The sequence below is a fragment of the Streptococcus devriesei DSM 19639 genome (assembly GCF_000423725.1).
Lineage (GTDB): Bacteria > Bacillota > Bacilli > Lactobacillales > Streptococcaceae > Streptococcus > Streptococcus devriesei.
Genome location: NZ_AUIN01000018.1, coordinates 1 through 15,541 on the forward strand (window position 1 = coordinate 1; position 15,541 = coordinate 15,541).

The following is a 15,541-nucleotide window of genomic DNA, read 5'->3' on the forward strand; positions in this document are numbered from 1 at the left end:
GGACAAAAATCGGTAAATCGTCATGAAATGGCGATTTCGATTTTCCTCGCTCTCCTATTTTAAGGCTCAGGTAGAAATCATCCACTGGATAATTTCTATCCCACCTCCGCACAGTTTATTAGCTCAAAAGGTCTGGGAGACCTTTTGAGAGTGATAATAAAGCTAACTAAGTTAGCTTCAAATATCCGCTATCACTTGCGTAGCAAGGGATAAGGACTTCCAATTAGCAGTGGTTCATTGGTGCTAAAGCATCTAATGAACTGTGCAGGGGTAAGACTAAGTCGGCTAAGCCAACAAGTCTTACTCCCAACCACTGCGTTAAATATGTGATACTTCATAAATTGAAAGAGTTTGGGACTTTTGGCCCAAACTCTTCTTGAAAAAATTAGTCGATATAGGTCAGCTTGCCACGGAAATCTTCTAAGCTGTCATAACCTTTGGCAGCCATGATGTCTTTTAGTTCTTTGGTAATGCGTTCAAAGACTTCCGGGCCTTCCTGATGAAGGGCAGTTCCGATTTGGACCATGCTGGCACCGCAGAGAATATGCTCAAAGGCATCGCGGCCGGTTTTGACACCGCCTGTTCCGATAATTTGAATAGACGGGTTGAGGCGCTTGTAAAAGGCATGGACATTTGCCAAGGCTGTTGGTTTGACATAGTCACCGCCAAGTCCGCCAAACCCGTTTTTAGGCTTGATAACAACTGCTTCATCTTCAATGACTAGGCCATTGCCGATAGAATTGATACAGTTAACAAAGGTTAAAGGATATTTATTGAAAATAGCGGCTGCCTGATCAAAATGCACAATATCAAAATAGGGCGGCAGTTTAATTCCCAAAGGTTTTGTAAAATAAGAGAAAACTTCTGAGAGAATTTGGTCAGTCGTTTCAAAATCATAAGCAATCTGCGGTTTGCCGGGAACATTTGGGCAGGAAAGATTGAGCTCGATCAAGCCTTGATAGTCAGAAGCTTGGACCGCTTTTAAGATGGTATGGGTCTCTTCAGGAGACATACCAACGAGGGAAAGAAAATGATTTTTACTGTCAGGCTCTTGCTGCAGCTCAATGACATAGTCTAGATAATACTGGAAGCCTTTGTTAGGCAGTCCCATGGAATTAATAGAACCCAGAGCTGTGTCTGCATAGCGTGGTTCAGGGTTGCCGGCACGTTCTTTGAGTGTTCCTGTTTTGGTGACAAAAGATCCTGCAGCCGAATCTTCAATCGCTTTTAATTCCTCGCGTGTCATGCAGTAGACACCTGCGGCATTCATAAGACAGTTGTCAAAGGTAAAGGGACCAATTGTTGTATGAGTTGAAACCATAGAGCCTCCAAAAAGATGAATTTTTTCTATTGTAACACTAGATATGGGCAGCGGCAAGCTTATTTGAAAATATTCTTATGGTTTTATGGCTTCCTTATTGATGTCGGCTTTTTTTATTATCCCTATTTTTCGGGGGGAATTGTGTTTTTTTCATAGACTATACAGTTATGTTAAATTCAGTCAAATGGCTCTGATTCAGAAACATTAAATGTTAAAATCATTTTTTAAGTTATGATAAATGCGGACCATTAATTGAATAGGATTGCTTATGTTTTTAGAGAAATATCGACGCTATATATTTTATAAGTTATATACTCTTAGCTTTATTGTGTGTATTGATTCCCAACAATGACATCAAGTTAATTATATTTACTTTGCTCATATTGCGATCTCTTTTTGTTATTGTCATATACTTAAAAAGTAATAGGTGATAATAATTAAGCTCAGACTGAAGAAAAAGTCTATTTTCTCAAAAAGTAATATTTTGTTATGATACCTTCCTTAGGTAGCACGGACGGTAGCGACTTCCTTCGGAATTCCATACCTAGATTTTGAGCCTAGGTCTCAAAATCTCCGAGAGGCAAAAACTCTATGTTTCTGCCTCTTTTGCTACATCGGAAGGTATCAGGGTTAGGGTTCTTTCATTCTCTATATCATCTTATAAAAAATGAAAAGAGATACTATTCTATGATAAAATTTTAGAGAGAATTTAGTTTTGGAAGTTTGTCTACAACCTGAGCTATTAGATCAATATTTAAGCATGGGATTCAATGGCGTTTGATAATTTCGAAGCAGCGGATGTGGATTATCTGTCCATTGTTGATGGCAGGCTAACCTACTTAGCCCATGAATTTTATGATAGGAGATTAATATGGAGTACTTTATCGTTGGAGCAATTACAGCACTTGTTGTTATAACACTCCTAAATCTAATGAATCGTAAAAAATAATAAATTGGATTGGTACTGCACTAATCCAAGCAGGTGCCTATTGAATTCATTAAAAGTATCATTTATCTCTTTGAGATGTTTTTTATTTCTTCAAGAGGCTAATGTCATTTTAAATCTTTGGTCGTTTGCTTCTGAAACAGGAGATTTCAATCTTTTTCGAAAATGTAGTAGATTTTTTCACGATATTTTTGTAAAATAAAACAGTAAACTATTTGACATTGGTCAAAAATAAAGGAGAACATTAATGGTAAAATTAGTATTTGCTCGTCACGGTGAATCAGAGTGGAACAAGGCTAACCTTTTCACTGGCTGGGCTGATGTTGACCTTTCAGATAAAGGAACCCAGCAGGCGATTGATGCCGGTAAATTGATCAAGGAAGCAGGAATTGAATTTGACCTTGCCTTCACATCAGTTTTGACACGTGCCATCAAAACAACTAACCTAGCTCTTGAATATTCTGATCAGCTTTGGGTACCGGTTGAAAAATCATGGCGCTTGAATGAACGTCACTACGGTGGTTTGACTGGTAAAAATAAGGCTGAAGCCGCTGAACAATTCGGTGATGAACAAGTTCACATCTGGCGTCGTTCTTATGATGTTTTGCCGCCGGCTATGGCTAAAGACGACCAATACTCTGCCCATACAGACCGCCGTTATGCAAATCTTGATGATACGATTGTTCCGGACGCTGAAAACCTGAAGGTAACGCTTGAACGTGCTCTTCCATTCTGGGAAGATAAAATCGCTCCGGCACTTAAAGACGGTAAAAATGTTTTCGTTGGTGCACACGGTAATTCGATTCGTGCCCTTGTTAAACATATTAAACAATTGTCAGATGATGAAATTATGGGTGTTGAAATTCCTAATTTCCCACCATTGGTATTTGAATTTGACGAAAATCTGAACGTGACTGCTGAGTACTACCTCGGAGAATAATTTTTGGATTGTTTGTTTAAAGAAAAAGAAATGAGATTGGCTGAGTTCCAATCTCATTTTCTATAGGCAGGATTCGATTTATTTGCCAATCGGCCGTAAACCTAAGACAGCTGTCGTAAACTTGCCTCTGCTCAGTTCCTGTCTTGCTTTTTCTTTGCAGGAATTTTGCTCTGTTTGAAGAAAAGTCATAAGTTTTCAGCTAAATTATGATAAAATAAAAGACGTAGTTTCATAAAAAATAGGAGGAAAAATGGTACGTAAACTCAAGAAACCTAAGAAGAATCAGTCCAGAACCTTTGTTCTTATCTCAAACAGAATCAATCTCCTATTTTTCTTTATTGTAGCTCTGTTTACAATCTTGCTGTTACGATTAGCACAGATGCAGATCTACGACGCTAAATTTTACAAGGCCAAGTTAACAGAATCAACGAATTATACGATTAAGACATCAAGTCCCAGAGGTCAGATTTATGACGCTAAGGGCGTTCCTCTGGTTGAAAATGAGGTCAAAGAAGTTGTTGCTTTCACCAGAAGCAATACGATGACTGCCGAAGACATCAAAAAGAATGCTCAAAAGTTGGCAGGCATGGTTACGCTGACGGAGAGTAAGGTCACTAAGCGTCAGAAAAAAGATTATTATTTAGCGGATCCTAAGATCTATCAAAAAGTGGTTAAGAAGCTGCCGGATAAGAAAAAATATGATAATTTCGGCAATAATCTGAAGGAATCAGATATCTATGCCAATGCGGTCAAGGCTGTTCCGGACAGTGCGATTAATTATTCTGAAGATGAAGAAAAGATTATCTATATTTTCAGTCAGATGAATGCGACATCGGTCTTTAACACGGCCTCCTTGACAACGGGAGATTTGACAGCCGAACAAATTGCTGTGCTGGCTACCAGCAAGTCAGATTTGGAAGGTATTTCTGTGAAGACGGACTGGGAGCGTAAGGCCGATAAAAATTCAATTACCTCTGTTATCGGTAAGGTTTCCAGCCAGAAAACCGGCCTGCCTGCTGAGGAAGCAAGTGACTATGTCAAAAAAGGCTATTCGCTGAATGACCGTGTCGGAACTTCTTACTTAGAGAAGCAGTACGAAGATTATCTGCAGGGCAGCCGAACTATTCAGTCTATTAAAGTCAATAAGGAAGGCAAGATTGTCAGCAATAAAACCACTGCCAAGGGTACCAAAGGAAAAAATTTGAAACTAACCATTGATCTGGAGTTTCAAAAGGGTGTTGAACAAATTCTCAATAAATACTTTAAATCAGAATTAGCTGCCGGAAATACTAAGTATTCTGAAGGTGTCTATGCGGTTGTTTTAAATCCTGATACAGGCGCAGTCTTGTCGATGGCCGGTTTGGAGCATGACCTGAAATCAGGAGAGCTTTCATCCAATGCGCTGGGAACCATTACAGAGGTTTTCACACCCGGTTCTGTGGTTAAGGGAGCTACTTTAACTGCCGGCTGGGAAAATGGTGTCTTATCAGGCAATCAGGTCATCAATGACCAAGCCATCCAGTTTGCAGGTTCTAACCCCATCAAATCCTGGTTTACCAATGGCTCAATTCCTCTGACTGCCAGCCAGTCTTTGGAATATTCGTCCAATACCTACATGGTTCAGCTGGCCTTAAAACTGATGGGACAGGATTACCACAGCGGTATGACCCTGTCATCAGATGGCTATGAGAGTGCCATGGAAAAGCTGCGGACGGCCTACGCTCAGTACGGTCTCGGTGTGGCAACTGAAATTGACCTTCCGGGTGAATCAAAAGGCTATACACCGGATAAGTTTGATGCTGCCAATGTCTTGACAGAGTCATTCGGTCAGTTTGACAACTATACGGCCATGCAGCTGGCTCAGTATGCTGCTACTGTCGCTAACGGCGGCAAGCGGATTGCCCCCCATTTAGTTGAAGGGATCTATGACAACAATAAGACCGGCGGCTTGGGTAAATTGGTTCAGTCTGTTGATACCAAGGTCTTAAATGAAGTACCGATTTCCAGTGATAACATGGCCATCATCAAAGACGGCTTCTATAATGTTGTTAATGGCGGCAGTTATGCGACTGGTAAGACTCTTGCCAACGGTGCCAGTGTTCCGATTTCAGCTAAAACAGGGACAGCCGAAGCTTATGTTACGGGCGAAGACGGCAAATCTGTCTATACATCTAATCTGAACGTTGTAGCCTATGCGCCCAGCAACAATCCGCAGGTCGCGGTAGCCGTTGTTTTGCCGCATGAAACAGACCTGCACGGGACAACCAGTCATGCCATTACGCGGGATATTATCAATCTTTATCAGAAAATGAATCCGATGAAACAGTGAGGAAAAAAGAATGCTTTACCCAACTCCCATAGCCAAATTGATTGAAAGCTTTACCAAGCTGCCCGGAATTGGGATTAAAACGGCGACACGTTTAGCTTTTTATACAATTGGTATGAGTGATGAGGATGTTAATGATTTTGCCAAAAATCTTCTGGCTGCTAAGCGGGAGCTGACCTATTGTTCGGTCTGCGGCAATCTGACCGATGATGATCCTTGCAGTATTTGTACAGACGACAGCAGGGACAGTTCAACTATTCTCGTGGTAGAAGACAGCAAGGATGTGTCAGCCATGGAAAAAATTCAGGAATACCATGGGCTCTATCATGTTTTGCATGGGCTTATCTCTCCGATGAATGGTATTGGTCCGGATGACATTAATCTGAAAAGCCTTTTGACACGCTTGCGGGATAATAGTGACATTACTGAAGTTATTATTGCCACCAATGCAACAGCAGATGGAGAAGCAACTGCTATGTATATTTCCAGAGTGCTAAAGCCGGCAGGCATCAAAGTAACCCGTCTGGCCCGGGGCTTAGCGGTGGGATCGGACATTGAGTATGCTGATGAGGTAACCCTCCTGCGCGCCATTGAAAATAGGACAGAACTATAAATGAACTCTGCCTGACAGATGCTGCACGCGATTTTCTTCGAGCGTATCGCTGCCTATCAGCAGATTTTAAAGATGGGACGACAAATTTGTTGTCCTTTTTCTTTTTGCTGACTGACTGCTAAAAACTCTTTTTCCTTTTCAATATCTTTTGAAAAGGTACCTTATTTATGATATGATAATTGAGAAATGAATGAAAAATAGAAAAGGTAATTTATGTCAAAAGAAACACTGGTTTTATTGTATGGCGGCCGTTCTGCTGAGCGTGACGTTTCAGTGCTCTCGGCTGAGAGTGTGATGCGGGCGGTGAATTATGACAAATTCTTGGTCAAAACCTATTTCATCACTCAAGAAGGTGACTTTATAAAGACTCAGGAGTTTAGCAGCAGGCCCCAAGACTCAGAAAAATTAATGACCAATGAAACAGCTGTACTTTCTCAAAAAATCAAGCCTAGTGATATTTATGAAGAGGGAGCTGTTGTTTTTCCCGTCCTTCACGGACCGATGGGCGAAGACGGCTCTGTTCAGGGCTTTTTGGAAGTTTTGAGGATGCCTTATGTAGGAACAAATGTACTGACTTCAAGTGTAGCCATGGACAAGATTACCACCAAGCAAGTCTTAGAAAGTGCGGCTATTCCTCAGGTTGCCTATGTGAGCTTTATTGAAGGGGAAGATTTGGAGGCCAAGCTGGCTGAGGCTGAGACCAAATTGACTTACCCTGTATTTGTCAAACCGGCTAATATGGGCTCCAGTGTGGGGATTTCTAAGGCTACTCAGCAGGCAGAGCTGAGAGCAGCTATTGAGCTTGCTTTGAAATATGACAGCCGCATTTTAATTGAACAGGGCGTTGATGCGCGTGAGATTGAAGTCGGTATTTTGGGAAACAGCGCTGTGCAGACAACCCTGCCGGGAGAAGTTGTCAAAGATGTGGCTTTCTATGATTATGAAGCTAAATATATTGACAATAAGATTACCATGGCTATTCCGGCAGCTGTTGATGACAGTACCGCTGCAAAAATGCGCTCCTACGCTGCCACGGCTTTCAGAACTTTAGGGGGCTGCGGTTTATCACGCTGTGACTTCTTTTTGACAGCCGAGGGAGATATTTTTCTCAATGAACTCAATACCATGCCTGGCTTCACCCAGTGGTCCATGTACCCGCTGCTTTGGGAGAATATGGGACTTGCTTATCCGGATTTAATTGAAAAGCTGGTTCAATTGGCAAAAGAAATATTTGCCAAGCGGGAGAGCCATTTGATTTAGCATGAAAAAAGCACCAGAATCCGTTATGGGGACAGGGCATCATGCCGGAAGCTACAGGGGAAATGCTCCGCCATGCCTTTGAGGATATCGGCATGACGAAGGTCTGGTGCGGCTACTTATGAAGGCAACACGAAGTCAAAGCGGGTTCAGGAAAAGGTCGGCTTTAAGTATCGGTGGACTACGTGTTGACGCTCCGTTGATGCATGAGAAACGGATGATCCATGTAATGCCATGACGAAGGAAGAGGGGCTTGCAAAAAATGAATCGGGTTTTGCAGGAGGAAAACGAAATATGCGTAGAATGCTATGCTGAAGAAAATAGAATAACACCATTATTAAATCCGGTGGATTGCTTAAGAAATCATACACAATATATTTGTGGTACTTGTGGGCGGTGCATTTGCATAGAGCATGATCCCAAACGTGGATCGCAACGGTGGAACTTCCCTTTTAAGTCATTAGAAATTGCAAAATTATATTTGCGCACCGCTGATTATTGCTGTAAAAAGCCATGTGGTATTTATGAAATCAAAAATCAAGGCGGTAGAAACTCATATAAAATCTTTGCGGATATTGAGGATTTGGAAATATATTTGAAAAAGAACAAGGGGAAGACGTGTGAAAGCATGAGGCCTGTTTTCATTTTCGAAAGATACACAGAATATGGAAACACGCAGGTAAGGAAATTGACTGTTGACGAGGTAGAGAGATATATGTCAGAACGATAGATTCCAGTTTCACAAGGAGAACGCAATATGTACGCACAGGCAGCGATAAAACAGAATACCTTACTCCGCGTAACGGTGCATACGGCATCGTTATGAGGGGTGTGCAAAAATGCGCTCCTACGCTGCCACGGCTTTCAGAACTTTAGGGGGCTGTGGCTTATCACGCTGTGACTTCTTTTTGACAGCCGAGGGAGATATTTTTCTCAATGAGCTCAATACCATGCCCGGCTTCACCCAGTGGTCAATGTATCCGCTGCTTTGGGAGAATATGGGACTTGCTTATCCGGATTTAATTGAAAAGCTGGTTCAATTGGCAAAAGAAATGTTTGCCAAGCGGGAGAGCCATTTGATTTAGCATGAAAAAAGCACCAGAGGTGGGATGCCCCTCCGGTGCTTTTCTTGTTATTTATTTAGAGATGCTTACTAGCTTACGCAGTTCCGGGATGCGCTGCAGCTGTGGAATGATAAGCATCGTCAGCACTATTCGAATCGGAATTTCAAAGATTTTTAACCAACGGCCGGCAATGTACTGGGCGATGATAGGTGTTCCGTAGTAGATTTGAATTAAGAGCGGTGTAAAGATGAACGTTCCAATCAGCATAACCACTGCTGTTGCGATACCGACATGGATCCAGTCTTTTTTATTTTCCCAATCGAGGGATTTACCATAGAAGAAGTAACCGTAGAAAAATCCTTGAACGGCCTCCACCAAGGTCCACCAAATAATAAAGTTTCCAGTTCCGCCGGACAGATTGTCCACAATGTCATACAGTCCAAGTGTGATAAAGGACCAAACAGGACCTGCTACCATCCCAATCATGGTGTTGACAATAAATGTCAGACTAACAACTAATTGTTGGGGGATGATGGAAATTGAAAACTTTCCGACAATAAAACTAAGGGCAATCAGCATGGTTAGTGTCACCAAGCGCTGCACACTTAACTTGGGAAGTGAAAAAATATTTTTCATGAAAAAAGGCTCCTTAAACTAAATTTGGAGCTGTTTAATCAAGATTTCTTGAAAACAGCGGATGCAATGATTCACCGCGCCTGAGGCTTCGTTGTGTGACGACATCCCATTCACACACACTTAACGCGAATCATTTACTCTGTGCAGGAGAAATATTTCCTACCCTGTGATTATACCATAAGTCCTTCTGCAAATATAGTCCAAAAGCAGTGAAATATGCTATAATGATATGGATACTGGTCTGGTATCCGATGATAACAATAAGAGCAGATATGATTTCAAAAATGAGCAATGAAAGCCGGCTAAGAAATTGTACTGTTTCATCATAATAAGGAAAATAAAATGAAAGTTACCCTACATGAAGTTGCCAAGGTGGTTGGCGCTAAAAATAGCATTTCGGATTTTGATGACGTTCCCCTGCGACAGGCTGAATTTGACAGCCGAAAGATAGAAGCAGGAGACCTGTTTGTGCCGCTCAAGGGGGCGCGTGACGGCCACGACTTTATTGAAACAGCTTTTGCAAACGGGGCAGCAGCAGTTCTTTCAGAAAAAAAGTTAGATGACAGCAGACCTTATCTTTGGGTTGATGACTGTTTGACAGCCTTTCAGGTTCTGGCCCAATATTATCTGGAAAAGATGCGTGTTGATGTCATTGCAGTAACGGGATCAAACGGTAAAACAACGACCAAAGATATGATCGCAGATATTCTGGCAAGCACCTACAAAACCTATAAGACCCAAGGCAATTACAATAATGAAATCGGCCTTCCTTATACTGTTTTGCATATGCCTGATGATACCGAAAAAATCGTCCTTGAAATGGGACAGGATCGTCTCGGAGATATTGCGCTTTTATCTAATTTGGCTCATCCGCATATCGCTGTGGTGACCTTGATCGGTGAGGCCCATTTAGAATTTTTTGGCAGCCGTGAAAAGATTGCTGAGGGAAAGATGCAGATTACGCAAGGAATGGACGGTCATGGTATTTTGCTTGCACCGGCAGATAAGATTATCAACCCTTTTCTGCCGGATAATCAAAAAGTTATTCGTTTTGGCCCTGATGCAGATATTTATGTGACAGAATTGGAAGAGCACAAAGATTTTCTGACTTTTGCTACGAATTTTTTGGAAGAGAAGGTTACATTGCCTGTCACCGGTAAGTATAATGCTGCTAATGCCATGATTGCCGCTTATGTCGGAAAGCTACTGAATGTTTCGGAAGAAAAGATTATTGCTGCCTTGTCTGACCTTCAATTAACGCGCAATCGCACAGAATGGAAAAAGGCTGCCAATGGGGCAGATATCCTTTCAGATGTCTACAATGCTAACCCTACGGCTATGAGGTTAATTTTGGAGACTTTTTCTGCTATTGCAGGCAATGAAGGCGGTAAAAAAATAGCTGTTCTGGCAGACATGAAAGAATTGGGACCTGATTCTGTTCAAATGCATACAGATTTGATTACCAGTCTGAATCCCGATGTTTTGGATACCGTTATTTTTTACGGGGATGATATTGCTGATTTAGCTCAGCTGGCCAGTCAGATATTTCCGCTTGGCAAGGTTTACTATTTCAAAAAAACGAAAGATCAGGATCAATTTGAGGAGCTGCTTAAACGGATCAAAGAAATCCTGCAGCCTGAGGATCAGATCCTTCTTAAAGGGTCAAATTCGATGAATTTAGGTCAGGTCGTAGAATTTTTGGAAGCAGATTAATTGCTGCTTCAACTTCATTCGGGCGGCAGTCCAGCTTGATGATAGAAGGCTTTTTTGGAGAAAAAAATGAATTTAATAAAAGAAGAATGGCGCTTTTTCTTAGAAAATAACACTAAAGTTTACCAATGTTTTTATACTATTGCACTTATAGCTGTCGTTTATACATACTCTTTTAAACGTTATATGGTAGACGATATTTATGTAGAGCTTACCTTGTTTTCTTTGCTGCTAAGCCTTGTGACCTTTATCTGGCATCTTTATTTACATAAGTGGTCAAAGGGAAGCTTATTTGCAGTAACTGCAGTAGGTATCTGCTTGGTTTTGCTGCCTTCTGAATTTTATTTGATAGATTTTGCTCCGGACTTCTCCTTGCTGTCTTTCTTTTTGCTGTCCGTTTCAGTGGATCCTAAACAGCCCAATCTGGTGACTATTGTTTTTTATGCTAAAATACTTTTGGCAATAGGAGTTTTGCTGTTTTATATTAACGGCAAAATACCAGATGCCACTCTTTACAGGCCTGCAAAACATCTGCTTCGCCATTCTTACGGTTTTATGCATCCCAATTCTTTGAGTATGTTTGTTATGAGCTTGTTTTATGACTTTTCGCTCATGCGTAAGAAGACAGTGCCGCTGTCTGAAGTGCTCTGGCTGATTATGCTTGGGCTGTTAGTTTACTCAATAACGGATTCAAGGACAGGTCTTCTTATTTTTACAGTTATTCTTGTGACTTCCTTGCTTAAAAAACAATTGCTGAGATATAAGGTATCAGGAAAGCTTGTATTTCAGTCAATCCTCGCTGTCTTTGTGCTTGGTACCTTACTTTCCTATTTCTACCAGCCTGAGTCGTCTGTGTTTCATTCTTTAAATTCAATGTTCTCCGGCCGTTTAAGAAATGCTCACGCTTATATCAAGGCCTACGGTTTTAGACTTTTGCCTAGGCGGGTTCCGGATTTGCACTATGCCAACGGAGCCAGAATTTTTAATGAAAATTACTATGTTGACTCTCTCATGCGTCAAGGAATCTTGGTTTATCTGCTGTTTCCTGTCATGATAGGGCTTCAGACCTTGAAGAAGCGCTTTACGCTTTATCATTTCATCTTTATTTTGTCAGCTTTTTTGACAGCTATGATTGAAGACTATGGTGTTAGCCTTGGTATCTGTACGATCTTACTGTTTAATTACTTTGGTCTTCCCGATGAAAAATCCGGCAGCTCAGAAAACCTTGAAGAGTATAGCAGGCCGGAGATTTAAGACACCGGCGCAAGCGCTTATAGAAGATAAAAAGAAAGTATATGATGAAGGCATTTTTAACCTCCCAGAAAACACAGCCGCCTGAGATTTCTCTTTTGTGGTATCTTGTAATGATGGCTGTATTGCTTGTATTGATTTATATTTCTGTTAAGTCTTATCGAAATCCCATCTATGTCAGGGCTTTTAAACTGCTGCAGGCTGTGCAGCTGACAGCTCTTTATACCTGGTATGTGTTTGCGGACATCCCGCTTTCTAACAGTCTGCCGCTCTATCATTGCAGGCTGGCTATGTTTGCCCTTTTGCTCCTGCCTGATGGGACAAAGCTCAAGCAGTATTTTGCCTTGATGGGGGCAAGCGGAGCTATTTTTGCTTTGGGATACCCTGTCATGGACGCCTATGATTTTCCCCATATCACAGCTTTTTCGTTTATTGCCGGCCATTATGCTCTGTTGGTCAATGGTTTGGTTTATTTGCTTAATCATTATGACAGTCAGCTTCTCAGTCGGTTCAGAATCAGCAGTTATACTTTGGGTCTCAATCTTTTTTTGATCTTTGTCAATAAAGTGACAGGCGGCAACTATGGAATTTTACGCGATACCCCTTTTATCACTCAAAGCGCTTTATGGGTAAGATATTTAGCGGTTTCTCTGGTTTTAATTGCCATGCTGCTGCTGATTGATGAGATTTTCAAAAGGGTTAAGAAAAGGGAATTTGTTCTTTAAAGAGTTTATTCAGCAGAAGAGTTGGCTAAAATGGCTCTTCTGTTTTTTACAGCAGCTGAGACCTAAAGATAATTGAAAAAAAGCTGAAAATTAAGTATACTAATAGGGTTGGTATGCTGGACATAAGAGAGAGTGTCATAAAAACAACTCTGATAAGCATCAAAGAATTGTATACGATTAACTAAAAAGAGGACCTATGAATTTACAAGAAGAAATCAAAAAACGCCGAACCTTTGCTATTATCAGTCACCCGGATGCGGGGAAAACGACCATTACGGAACAGCTTCTTTACTTTGGCGGTGAAATCCGTGAAGCAGGAACTGTCAAGGGTAAAAAAACAGGTACTTTTGCTAAATCGGATTGGATGGACATTGAAAAGCAGCGCGGCATTTCTGTAACGTCATCTGTTATGCAGTTTGACTATGCCGGCAAACGTGTCAATATCCTTGATACACCGGGGCATGAGGATTTCTCAGAGGATACTTACCGGACACTTATGGCCGTAGATGCGGCTGTCATGGTTGTGGATTCGGCTAAGGGGATTGAGGCACAGACCAAAAAACTGTTCGAAGTTGTTAAACATCGCGGCATTCCGGTCTTTACCTTTATAAACAAATTGGACCGTGATGGCCGGGAACCGCTCGATCTCTTAGAAGAATTAGAAGACGTGCTTGGTATCGCCAGCTATCCTATGAATTGGCCGATCGGGATGGGGAAATCTTTTGAAGGCCTTTATGACCTGTATAATAAGCGTTTGGAGCTCTACAAAGGTGATGAACGTTTTGCGGATTTTGACAAAGGAGCAAAGCTTTTTGCTAATAACCCCTTTTATGAGCAGGTCTTAGAAGATGTTGAATTGCTGCAGGAAGCCGGCAATGAATTTTCAGAAGAAGCCATCTTAAAAGGAGAGCTGACACCTGTCTTCTTTGGTTCTGCCCTGACTAATTTCGGTGTTCAGACCTTCTTAGATTCCTTTTTAGAATTTGCCCCGGAACCGCACGGGCATAGAACGACTGAAGGAAAGCTGATTGATCCGCTCGATCAGGACTTTTCTGGCTTTGTCTTCAAAATCCAAGCCAATATGGATCCTAGGCACCGTGACCGGATTGCTTTTGTTCGCATTGTTTCAGGCGAATTTGAACGCGGCATGTCAGTGAACCTTAGCAGGACCGGAAAGAGTGTCAAACTGTCAAATGTTACTCAATTCATGGCTGAAAGCAGGGAAAATGTAACGAATGCTGTTGCCGGTGATATTATCGGGGTTTATGATACAGGTACTTACCAAGTTGGTGATACCCTGACCGTCGGCAAAAATAAATTTGAATTTGAACCGCTGCCGACCTTTACGCCGGAATTGTTCATGAAAGTAGCAGCTAAAAATGTTATGAAGCAAAAGTCCTTCCATAAAGGAATCGAGCAATTGGTTCAGGAAGGAGCTATTCAGCTCTATAAAAATTATCAGACGGGTGAATACATGCTGGGAGCGGTCGGCCAGCTGCAGTTTGAAGTTTTCAAACATCGGATGGAGAACGAATACAATGCAGAAGTTGTCATGACATCAATGGGTAAAAAGACTGTCCGCTGGATTAAGGAAGAAGACCTGGATGAGCGCATGTCTTCCAGCCGCAATATCTTGGCGCGTGATCGCTTTGATCAGCCCGTCTTTCTCTTTGAAAATGACTTTGCCCTGCGCTGGTTTGCTGATAAATATCCGGATGTTGAGCTGGAAGAAAAGATGTAAAAAACTCTTGCAGGGCTAAAATCATTGCTTATTCTGACCGGACAAGCCATAGTTAAGAACTGATATACTCAGTTCTTTTTTGTTAAATGCAAATTTGAGCTGACAAAGTCCCAACGGCTGCCAGTCTTGACTGTTTAAAACTGTTGATTTTTGCTTTTTTAGAGAAGGCAAAAGAGGTTTATTCAGTTTAGGTCATGTAACAATAACGAGGCTGATAAGCAGTCTTACAGTTTATAGATGTATTTTTAATTTATACAACATTTTTGCCTATTATGATATAATGATTCAAGAAAAAATAATTTGAGAAAGGAGCAAAATGAAACAGTCCGTACAATTTAGCGATGCCATTCATATCATGGTTTATGTGTCCTGTATCAATAATCCTGATTTTTTAAAAAGTGAAATGATTGCAGCCAGCGTTCAAACCAATGCTTCCAATGTTCGAAAAATCATGGGCAATCTGAGAAGAGCCGGTTTGATTGTCAGTCAGCGCGGCAAAGCTCAGCCTAGGCTGGCAAAAGACAGTACAGAGATTACCTTATTAGATATTTTTGAAAGCCTGCCGGCCAATAATGCCTTGCTGCAGGTAGACAGAAATACCAATGCCGACTGTATCATTGCCAGCGGTGTTAAAGAGGTCTTGACTATCAAATACCAAGAAATACAAGAAGCAGCTGAAAAGGCAATGGCTGAGATTACCTTATCCGATATTATGGCTGATTTTTCGCAGATTGCTGTGCAAAGGTATCCTCATTTTGCTGAGGAATTAAGCAAATTTTTGCCTGATTGAGCTGCAAAGCTGAACCGATTGCCAGCTTTAGAAGTCTTGGCAAGCAAGCGGTTCACAATCAGCCTAAATAAAAGAGAACCGATATAGTTTCAAGCTATGTCGGTTCTTGCTTTTGTCATTTTATACTGCTGAAACAGGTGAACACAGTAGTGTCTGTTTTTTAAACAATGTCTTAATCAAGGCTCATGAAATGTGATAAAATAATAGGAAGTAAAAAGAAA

12 protein-coding genes, 1 pseudogene and 1 riboswitch are annotated in these 15,541 nt (G+C 41.4%); of the genes and pseudogenes, 11 read left to right on the plus strand and 2 right to left on the minus strand.

Annotated features, from left to right (window positions below):
• Nucleotides 1–385: 385 nt before the first annotated feature.
• Nucleotides 386–1,321: a dihydroorotate oxidase gene (locus G573_RS0104185; RefSeq protein ID WP_027975534.1), complete on the minus strand. Its 936-nt coding sequence runs from the start codon at nucleotides 1,319–1,321 to the stop codon at nucleotides 386–388.
• Between the two features lie 1,193 nt (nucleotides 1,322–2,514).
• On the opposite strand from G573_RS0104185, the gene G573_RS0104190 reads away from it, so the two are divergent.
• The 6 genes and pseudogenes from G573_RS0104190 to G573_RS0104225 all read left to right on the plus strand — a co-directional run.
• Complete coding sequence (locus tag G573_RS0104190) at nucleotides 2,515–3,207, plus strand: phosphoglycerate mutase (RefSeq protein ID WP_027975535.1); 693 nt, start codon at nucleotides 2,515–2,517, stop codon at nucleotides 3,205–3,207.
• Nucleotides 3,208–3,457: 250 nt separating this feature from the next.
• Nucleotides 3,458–5,536, plus strand: a complete 2,079-nt coding sequence (pbp2b, locus tag G573_RS0104200) for a penicillin-binding protein PBP2B (protein WP_027975536.1) — start codon at nucleotides 3,458–3,460, stop codon at nucleotides 5,534–5,536.
• Nucleotides 5,537–5,546: 10 nt separating this feature from the next.
• Nucleotides 5,547–6,146 (plus strand): recombination mediator RecR, encoded by a 600-nt coding sequence (gene recR / locus G573_RS0104205; protein ID WP_027975537.1) that lies wholly within the window; start codon nucleotides 5,547–5,549, stop codon nucleotides 6,144–6,146.
• Between the two features lie 213 nt (nucleotides 6,147–6,359).
• Complete coding sequence (locus tag G573_RS0104210; RefSeq protein ID WP_027975538.1) at nucleotides 6,360–7,406, plus strand: D-alanine--D-alanine ligase; 1,047 nt, start codon at nucleotides 6,360–6,362, stop codon at nucleotides 7,404–7,406.
• 259 nt (nucleotides 7,407–7,665) lie between these two features.
• Complete coding sequence (locus G573_RS0104220; RefSeq protein ID WP_425423397.1) at nucleotides 7,666–8,133, plus strand: hypothetical protein; 468 nt, start codon at nucleotides 7,666–7,668, stop codon at nucleotides 8,131–8,133.
• Nucleotides 8,134–8,239: 106 nt separating this feature from the next.
• Nucleotides 8,240–8,488: pseudogene (locus tag G573_RS0104225) on the plus strand (D-alanine--D-alanine ligase); the annotation flags it as partial.
• A 51-nt stretch (nucleotides 8,489–8,539) separates the two neighbouring features.
• Here the strand turns inward: G573_RS0104225 and G573_RS0104230 are convergent.
• Nucleotides 8,540–9,103 (minus strand): folate family ECF transporter S component, encoded by a 564-nt coding sequence (locus tag G573_RS0104230; RefSeq protein WP_027975541.1) that lies wholly within the window; start codon nucleotides 9,101–9,103, stop codon nucleotides 8,540–8,542.
• A 53-nt stretch (nucleotides 9,104–9,156) separates the two neighbouring features.
• Nucleotides 9,157–9,247, minus strand: a riboswitch (THF riboswitch).
• Nucleotides 9,248–9,445: 198 nt separating this feature from the next.
• On the opposite strand from G573_RS0104230, the gene G573_RS0104235 reads away from it, so the two are divergent.
• From G573_RS0104235 to G573_RS0104255, 5 genes are all read left to right on the plus strand, one after another.
• Nucleotides 9,446–10,816, plus strand: a complete 1,371-nt coding sequence (locus tag G573_RS0104235) for a UDP-N-acetylmuramoyl-tripeptide--D-alanyl-D-alanine ligase (protein ID WP_027975542.1) — start codon at nucleotides 9,446–9,448, stop codon at nucleotides 10,814–10,816.
• A 66-nt stretch (nucleotides 10,817–10,882) separates the two neighbouring features.
• Nucleotides 10,883–12,067, plus strand: a complete 1,185-nt coding sequence (locus G573_RS0104240; RefSeq protein ID WP_027975543.1) for a hypothetical protein — start codon at nucleotides 10,883–10,885, stop codon at nucleotides 12,065–12,067.
• Between the two features lie 44 nt (nucleotides 12,068–12,111).
• Entirely contained in the window at nucleotides 12,112–12,789 is a 678-nt protein-coding gene (locus G573_RS0104245; protein ID WP_027975544.1) for a YwaF family protein, read from the plus strand.
• A 196-nt stretch (nucleotides 12,790–12,985) separates the two neighbouring features.
• Nucleotides 12,986–14,530: a peptide chain release factor 3 gene (locus G573_RS0104250; RefSeq protein ID WP_027975545.1), complete on the plus strand. Its 1,545-nt coding sequence runs from the start codon at nucleotides 12,986–12,988 to the stop codon at nucleotides 14,528–14,530.
• A 316-nt stretch (nucleotides 14,531–14,846) separates the two neighbouring features.
• Nucleotides 14,847–15,320, plus strand: a complete 474-nt coding sequence (locus G573_RS0104255) for an Rrf2 family transcriptional regulator (RefSeq protein ID WP_027975546.1) — start codon at nucleotides 14,847–14,849, stop codon at nucleotides 15,318–15,320.
• Nucleotides 15,321–15,541 lie beyond the last annotated feature (221 nt).

Bases quoted from the DNA above. Each gene is read 5' to 3' on its own strand.
- G573_RS0104185 (WP_027975534.1), bottom strand. From the start codon at position 1,321: ATGGTTTCAACTCATACAACAATTGGTCCCTTTACCTTTGACAACTGT.
- G573_RS0104190 (WP_027975535.1), top strand. From the start codon at position 2,515: ATGGTAAAATTAGTATTTGCTCGTCACGGTGAATCAGAGTGGAACAAG.
- pbp2b (WP_027975536.1), top strand. From the start codon at position 3,458: ATGGTACGTAAACTCAAGAAACCTAAGAAGAATCAGTCCAGAACCTTT.
- recR (WP_027975537.1), top strand. From the start codon at position 5,547: ATGCTTTACCCAACTCCCATAGCCAAATTGATTGAAAGCTTTACCAAG.
- G573_RS0104210 (WP_027975538.1), top strand. From the start codon at position 6,360: ATGTCAAAAGAAACACTGGTTTTATTGTATGGCGGCCGTTCTGCTGAG.
- G573_RS0104220 (WP_425423397.1), top strand. From the start codon at position 7,666: ATGAATCGGGTTTTGCAGGAGGAAAACGAAATATGCGTAGAATGCTAT.
- G573_RS0104230 (WP_027975541.1), bottom strand. From the start codon at position 9,103: ATGAAAAATATTTTTTCACTTCCCAAGTTAAGTGTGCAGCGCTTGGTG.
- G573_RS0104235 (WP_027975542.1), top strand. From the start codon at position 9,446: ATGAAAGTTACCCTACATGAAGTTGCCAAGGTGGTTGGCGCTAAAAAT.
- G573_RS0104240 (WP_027975543.1), top strand. From the start codon at position 10,883: ATGAATTTAATAAAAGAAGAATGGCGCTTTTTCTTAGAAAATAACACT.
- G573_RS0104245 (WP_027975544.1), top strand. From the start codon at position 12,112: ATGAAGGCATTTTTAACCTCCCAGAAAACACAGCCGCCTGAGATTTCT.
- G573_RS0104250 (WP_027975545.1), top strand. From the start codon at position 12,986: ATGAATTTACAAGAAGAAATCAAAAAACGCCGAACCTTTGCTATTATC.
- G573_RS0104255 (WP_027975546.1), top strand. From the start codon at position 14,847: ATGAAACAGTCCGTACAATTTAGCGATGCCATTCATATCATGGTTTAT.